The organism is Lentibacillus juripiscarius (genome assembly GCF_042685205.1).
In the GTDB taxonomy this organism is placed as follows: domain Bacteria; phylum Bacillota; class Bacilli; order Bacillales; family Amphibacillaceae; genus Lentibacillus; species Lentibacillus juripiscarius.
Window position 1 is genome coordinate 250,754 of record NZ_JBHUNA010000003.1, and the last position, 6,987, is coordinate 257,740.

General features: G+C 44.0%; 7 protein-coding genes. 2 read left to right on the plus strand and 5 right to left on the minus strand.

Features of this window, described 5'->3' with window-relative positions; all coding sequences use genetic code 11:
* Window positions 1-2: 2 nt before the first annotated feature.
* Both ACFSUO_RS02455 and ACFSUO_RS02460 read right to left on the minus strand, forming a co-directional pair.
* Entirely contained in the window at window positions 3-1,145 is a 1,143-nt protein-coding gene (locus ACFSUO_RS02455; protein ID WP_382390714.1) for a TIGR04053 family radical SAM/SPASM domain-containing protein, read from the minus strand.
* Between the two features lie 180 nt (window positions 1,146-1,325).
* A complete protein-coding gene (locus ACFSUO_RS02460; protein ID WP_382390716.1) occupies window positions 1,326-1,565 on the minus strand; it encodes a DUF2249 domain-containing protein in 240 nt (79 codons plus the stop codon).
* A 248-nt stretch (window positions 1,566-1,813) separates the two neighbouring features.
* Here ACFSUO_RS02460 and ACFSUO_RS02465 point away from each other — a divergent pair, with 248 nt between their 5' ends.
* Window positions 1,814-2,506, plus strand: coding sequence for a Crp/Fnr family transcriptional regulator (locus ACFSUO_RS02465; protein WP_382390718.1), 693 nt, complete (start codon window positions 1,814-1,816; stop codon window positions 2,504-2,506).
* An 885-nt stretch (window positions 2,507-3,391) separates the two neighbouring features.
* On the opposite strand, the gene ACFSUO_RS02470 is transcribed toward ACFSUO_RS02465, so the two are convergent.
* From ACFSUO_RS02470 to ureA, 3 genes are all read right to left on the minus strand, one after another.
* Complete coding sequence (locus ACFSUO_RS02470) at window positions 3,392-3,619, minus strand: hypothetical protein (RefSeq protein WP_382390720.1); 228 nt, start codon at window positions 3,617-3,619, stop codon at window positions 3,392-3,394.
* Between the two features lie 108 nt (window positions 3,620-3,727).
* Window positions 3,728-5,773, minus strand: coding sequence for an urease subunit alpha (ureC, locus tag ACFSUO_RS02475; protein WP_382390722.1), 2,046 nt, complete (start codon window positions 5,771-5,773; stop codon window positions 3,728-3,730).
* Between the two features lie 33 nt (window positions 5,774-5,806).
* Complete coding sequence (gene ureA, locus ACFSUO_RS02480; protein ID WP_382390724.1) at window positions 5,807-6,160, minus strand: urease subunit gamma; 354 nt, start codon at window positions 6,158-6,160, stop codon at window positions 5,807-5,809.
* 187 nt (window positions 6,161-6,347) lie between these two features.
* Between ureA and ACFSUO_RS02485 the strand changes: the two genes are divergently transcribed.
* Window positions 6,348-6,716: a YmaF family protein gene (locus ACFSUO_RS02485; protein WP_382390726.1), complete on the plus strand. Its 369-nt coding sequence runs from the start codon at window positions 6,348-6,350 to the stop codon at window positions 6,714-6,716.
* Window positions 6,717-6,987: the final 271 nt, after the last annotated feature.

The following is a 6,987-nucleotide window of genomic DNA, read 5'->3' on the forward strand; positions in this document are numbered from 1 at the left end:
AATCAGTTGGAAGTTTTTTGTTTTCGTTCACGTTTATGCTGCTCGCGCCAAGCTTTGGGAATATATACACAGTACGGTTCGCTTTCCATGTAGTCCCCTGTTACATTATAGGCACGTGACCGGGAACCGCCGCAGACATGGCGGAACTCACAAACACCGCATTTGCCTTTGTATTTGTCCGGATTCCGGAGATTCTGGAACACCTCCGATTCCCGATAAATATCTGGGAGCGGTATTTGGCGCACATTCCCGCCTTTGATTGGTAGCAAGCCGCTCGGATACACATCGCCTGTATGGGAAATGAACACGAAACCATTGCCGTCATTGACCCCTTTAGGCGCACGGCCCAGTCCATCAATCTGTCCGGTTTTTCCATTCATTAATGCATCCTCATAGCGGATCGCGTCATCGGTATTTTGATTTTCGCGCATTTTCCCCTGAATAACGACTCGGCGGTAATGCTGGGCAGCAGTTGTTTTGATATCGAACGGTACACGTTTGGAGAGTTTGTACAGCCAGCGCAGCACTTTTTCATGTTCAGCAGGGGATATCATGTCACTTTCTTTTCCTCGTCCAGTCGGAACAAGGAAAAACACGCTCCACATAACACAATCCAGATCCTCGACCATTTTGGCCATCTCATCCAGATAATCTACATTGTAACGGGAAATAACCGTGTTAATCTGCAGCGGCATTTCCAACTCGTGCAAGTATTTGATTGCATTCATCGTCAAATCGAATGAACCCGATGTACCTCGGAAATGATCATGTACATCAGCACAATGCCCATCAATCGAAAAGGCCCACCGCGACAGTCCGACATCTTTTGCCTTCTGCATCGCATCCTTGGTCACATTCGGTGTGGCCGATGGTGTCATGGATACCCGCACACCTTTCTGAACGGTGTATTCCGCAATGTCAAACACATCCGGGCGCATTAGCGGATCACCACCGGTAAATACAAGCATCGGATTATCCATTTCATAAATATCATCGATCAATTCTTTGCCCTCGTCAAAAGTTAATTCCAGTGGATGCCGATGGTACTGTGCTTCCGCCCTGCAGTGCAGGCATTTCAATTCACAAGCCCGCGTCAGCTCCCAGATGACGATAAACGGATTTTCATTGTAGTCCCGTGGAAACATGCTATCCCTCCTGAAAATGTTGCTGGAGTCAGTGTATACGCTTTTCCTGACTTTTGTTGTGATTTAGTTCACTTGCCTTTCATGAAAAGACACACACCCGGGCTAAAAAATGTACTGCCTGGCATGCCTGTAAACAATAGTTGCCCCCGGATGCCCACTGTCCGGAGGCATGGTGCCGATTTATTTTTTACCGATGGCGATGCACCACGTTGGCGGGCCTTGCTTCAGGTATTCCCAAGTGAATGTACCTTCCCGTTCAATCATCAGTTGATAGTGAAGCGGTTTCGGATCATGGTCGTTCGACAGTTCCATAAACTCGCCGGACTTCAGTCCATCAAACACTTCAAAAATTCTCGGGTGCCTGTTGCGCGGGTCAATCTCTGGGGCGTGTATTTTCGCTGTGAATTGTAGTTCCTCCATCATGAATCCCTCCAAATTGTTATTGACACCCCCTATCATATAAGCTGCCAAATACAAATGAAGTGATTGGCGGCATCACTTGCATATGATATTTATCACTTAATTGTAGAAAAACTTGACGTTACAAAAATTTCACATTTAAAACAAGAACCTGCGTTTAACGTGTGATACGATAAAACAGACTTGAACTATAGCCGACATGATATACTATTTAATGAAGATACTGCTTACTGAAAGGAGTGGGCGCATTGAATACCGATGCCATACAAACTCTGCTGCAGAAAGTCCCGTTATTTAAGGACTTGACTGATTATGAAATAGAACCAATCGTTGAGCTGGCCAAACACCGCATGTACCGCCACGGCACCCATATTTTCATGCAGGGTGACCCTTTGACTAACGTTTATTTCATTCATCAGGGAAAGGTAAAAATTTATAAAACCGACTTTCATGGCAAGGAACAGATTGTCAATGTGCTGCAGCCTGGTGATATGTTTCCGCATCAGGGCTTTTTCAGGAAGGATAACTGCCCGGCACACGCTGAAGTGCTGGAAGATGCAATTTTGATTTATATTCCGATTACTTCCTTTGAAAACTTTCTGATCACCCACCCGGAGATCTGCATTAAGCTGTTCCGTGTGCTTGGCGACATTATCGTTGATCTGCAGGGCCGGCTGGAAGAGAAAATCCTTCATAACACCTATGAACAAATCATCATGCTACTATTACGGCTATCCAAAGGCTATGGAAAAGAAACGAAGGATGGCCTGATTAAGCTGACAACCCAATTCACCAACAGAGACCTTGCGAATATGATCGGTTCGAGCCGTGAAACCGTCAGCCGCACCTTGACTCAGCTGAAAAAACAGGAACTGGTCACAGCTGATAAACATGGGGCAATCGTGCTTGATACTGATGCACTTGAAGATGAATTATTTTAAGTAAAGGATCATCCCGCGGGGTGGTCTCTTTTTTTTAGATGCAAAACATACATTAGTCGCTAAAAAGGTCTCGAGAGCCCTCCTCGAGACCAAAAGTCGCCCCGAAAATCGCTAAAAAGGTCTCGAGAGCTCATCTCGAGACCAAAAGCCACCCCATAAGTCGCTGAAAAGGTCTCGAGAGCTCTTCTCGAGGCCAAAAGTCGCCTCGAAAGTCACTAAAAAGGTCTCGGGAGCCCTCCTCGAGACCAAAAGTCGCCCCGAAAATCGCTAAAAAGGTCTCGAGAGCCCTTCTCGAGGCCAAAAGTCGCCTCGTAAGTCGCTGAAAAGGTCTCGAGAGCTCATCTCGAGACCAAAAGTCAACCCGAAGGTCGCTAAAAAGGTCTCGAGAGCCCATCTACGGCTCACCCCGTTCATTCTCGCTGGTTGCCATTATTAATGGATTGGGAGTCCATGTGCTCGCCTTTGCATTTAGTGTTTTCGGCATACAGGAAGTCACCATCTGGAGCTGGCTCATCTTTCTATATGTCATGGGCTGGATTATATTCAACATTCTCGGCTATTTATATAAAATTGTCCCGTTCTTATGGTGGACGCACAAATATTCAAACAGAATTGGTCAAGAAAAAGTACCGACCTTAAAAGAAATGATTAATGAAAAAACAAGCGTCATTCTGTTTACATGCTTTATCATCAGTGGGAACCGGCGTGGACCCCGATTAAAATGAGCGACCGCGCCAAAGAAAAGTTGGGTTTTGCATAACATTCAATACGAGGCGAAAACGGCTCTGTTAAGATTTTGAGCCGTTTTAATGTAGAAGGAAAGGGCGCTCCCTTACACCGGGTATGCGCCCGATTGAGGCTTAATGTAAATGTTCATTCTAAGAGTTACACTTGTTGATTTACTGTGGTTTTACCTTCTCTGTCGGAATGTCTTTGATTGAATCTTTGTATATACTTGTTTTTCTTAGCTAGAAACGCAAACATTACATTTATAAAAACTGGCGGTAAACTTAATAAAAAGAATCCCCATTCATTTGTAAATAAAGATAATGCTAAGAAGAAAACGAGAACTACGCTTGAAATGTAAACAGTACGCTCTTGATATTTATTCATTTCGCACGCTCCGTTAACCAACAATTCAGTTTATTAAATAAACTATATTCATTATACCACATCTTGTTAAGCAATCTAGTTCTAAACAAGGGAATGTTGGATATGTCCCTAAAAAAGGAAATACTTTTGACTCATTGGTACATTTTCTTTAGGTGGGTTCTCCAATAACTCACCATTAACATAAACCTGATGCGTATCAGGGTCGATGGTGATAACAGGACTATTATCGTTTAATATCATGTCTTTTTTTCCAATAGTCCTTGTATTGTGTACGGCGTAAATTTTCTTCTTGAGCCCCAGCTTTTCGGGGACACCACTTTCCTTAGCAGCCTTGGACATAAACGTAAATGCGATTTTTTCCGGTGTTTTTCCGAAAGCACCCCATGTTTCACGGTATACTACTGGTTCATCAGCTGACGTTGCTCCATTCGGCTCACCTATCGGGGCATGAACAATAAAGCCGCCTTTTATAATTTGTTCCGGTTTAATCCCGAAAAATTCAGGTTTCCACATGACCAGGTCCGCCATTTTGCCAACGTCAATCGAGCCTACTGCCTCAGATATCCCATGGGTTATTGCCGGATTTATCGTATACTTACTAATATACCGTTTTGCCCGGAAATTGTCATTGTTGCCCTTTTCTTCTTGTAAAGGACCCCGTAACCTTTTCATAGCATGCGCTGTCTGCCAGGTTCTGATGATTGTTTCACCCAGATGCCCCATTGCCATAGAATCGGAACTCATCATGCTAATGACACCCATATCCTGCAAAATTCCTTCAGCAGCCATCGTTTCAGGACGGATTCTTTTCTTTGCCATTGCAACACCAACCGGATCACTCCGTTTTATCCCGTGGACTTGGAACAGCATCGACATGTTCGCATCCGCTGAGTTGATTGTAAAGGGACGAGTTGGTGTCGTTGAAGATGGCAGTATAGAGCCCTCTCTTGTCACTTTCATCATGTCCGGCTCGTGTCCACCACCGGCCCCTTCCACGTGATACGTATGAATAGATCTTCCATTAATTGCTTTAAGGGAAGTCGTCTCCACCGTACCGGATTCATTACTGGAATCCGAATGCAAACAAACTTGAACATCATATCGATCAGCAACTTCCAGGCAGGAGTCAATAACCGCTGGTGTTGCCGCCCAATCTTCATGAATTTTAAACCCGGCAGCGCCCTCCAGCAATTGTTCTTCAAGTGGTTCGGGAAGTGAGGCATTGCCCCTTGCCCAAAAACCAAAATTCATTGGAAAGTCTTCAGCAGCCTCAAGCATTCGGTGCATATTCCATGCGCCAGGGGTAATATTCGTACCCTTCGAACCAGTTGAAGGCCCTGTTCCCCCTCCAAGCAGCGTTGTAACACCTGATTGAAGTGCCGTCGTTACAACTTCGGGATAAATGTCATGAACGTGCGGGTCAACGCCACCAGCTGTAACTATCATCCCGCTGGCGTCAATTACATCAGTTGAGGCCCCTACGATTAAATGAGGGTCAACACCATCCATATAATCAGGATTCCCTGATTTACCAATCCCGTGAATTTTTCCGTCCTTTATCCCGATATCTGCTTTTACGATTCCCCAATAATCAAAAACAATCGCATTTGTAATAACAAGATCGAGTACCTCTTCTCTTGTCGCACGTGCAGACATCCCCATTCCACTGCGAATCGTTTTTAGCCATCCATACACCATTTCATCCCCGTAGACAAGCAGATCTTTTTCCACCTCAACGAAAAGATCTGTATCAGCTAAACGGATTTTATCCCCTTTCGTTGGACCATACGTCTTAACGTAATCTTTCCTGGATATGTAATTATTACTAACTTGTGTTGGAAACAAATTGTCGACCGGTCCATTTACATATCCCCTAAAACCGAAAGCCAGTTTCCTTCCGCCAATTTCAACCAGCTCAATTGTTTTTTCTTCACCTGGCTCAAACTGAATGAATTGACCTGCTGGAATGTTCAGGTGCATACCTTTCGTCGGTTCTCTTTCAAAATAAAGGTTCGGATTGACCTCATAGAAATGATAATGGGAACCGACAAAAATTGGCCTGTCACCATAGTTAACAACTGTAATCTTTCTGGTGTTCCTTCCCTGATTAATTAAAATCGGATGATCATCAAGCAAAAATTCGCCCGGCTTCATGTTTTACCTCCTCCGATGTCCTTCTTCAACCGACTAATCACCAATTGGATCATAATGTTCCCCTAATTCAGGTTTTTTTGGCGGTTTAATTGGGTCATAAATAACAATTAATTTTGTTCCATCGGGAAAGGTAGCATGTGCATTAATTTTACTCATCATTGCAGAAACACCTTCCATCAAATCGTCCTCTGTTAAAATCGTTTTTCCGTATTCCTGTAAATCGGAAACTGTCATTTCCCCCATTCTGGCTTTCTCCATCACTTCAAACGTAATCAGTGCAACAGCCTCGGGATAACTTAGTCTTAACCCCTTTGTCAGTCTTTCTTTTGCAAGCCAGGCTGCAACCACTATGAGCAGTTGTTCATGTTCCCGCTCTGTTAAATGCATCTATTCCCCTCCAATCGTTAGTTGCGTAGGGTTTTATTTACGTCACTTCTAACAAAATATGCGTTTGTGGCTGTCCCATATTCTACTGACAAGCACCAAAACTTTCTTCGTAACCGCCCCTGGGTCATATGACTAGCTGAATGCATAGGATAGGTCAATGAAGATTATTGGAGAAGGAGGGGAAATAATGAGGTACCCTGTAGCTGGATACATGACCCAGCCAATACAATTATCTCCTTTACTGAATGATAATGATCCTGACTGGCATAACCAGACCCATGTACATCAATTTATTGGGATTACAACAACGGCGGAAGGTCACCATCATAGATTTGTAGGAATAACGGAACCGGCCCCTAATGGAATGCAGCATTTTCATGAATATGACACGTGGACGCTTTATGTTGATGGACACCGCCATGTAATTTGCGGGAAAACCAGTATGGCTATCCCAATGTTAGGTGGTGGGCATACGCATTACTTTGAAGGTTATACATCGGGCTACCCGGATCATCGGCATTGGTATAGTGGCAACACAACAGTTGTCTTTGGATAAATCCAAGAAACACACTAAAGCAGGGTAGCCTTTCTTAAGGCTACCCTCCTTATGCCCCTTAATGGATTAATAAACTCCTGGATAGCGGACTTCCACAGGATGTGATGACTTCTGCAGCAGGCTATTGACGTGAGAGGCATAATTTAATATTCCAATTGACGCAGGTACAAGAGAATTTCGTGTTCATTCAATTTTTTTAAGCTGGTTCATTGTAAAATGAAATGCAACAGCTAAATAAATAGAAAGCCATCGTGAAACCACGTATAATTAA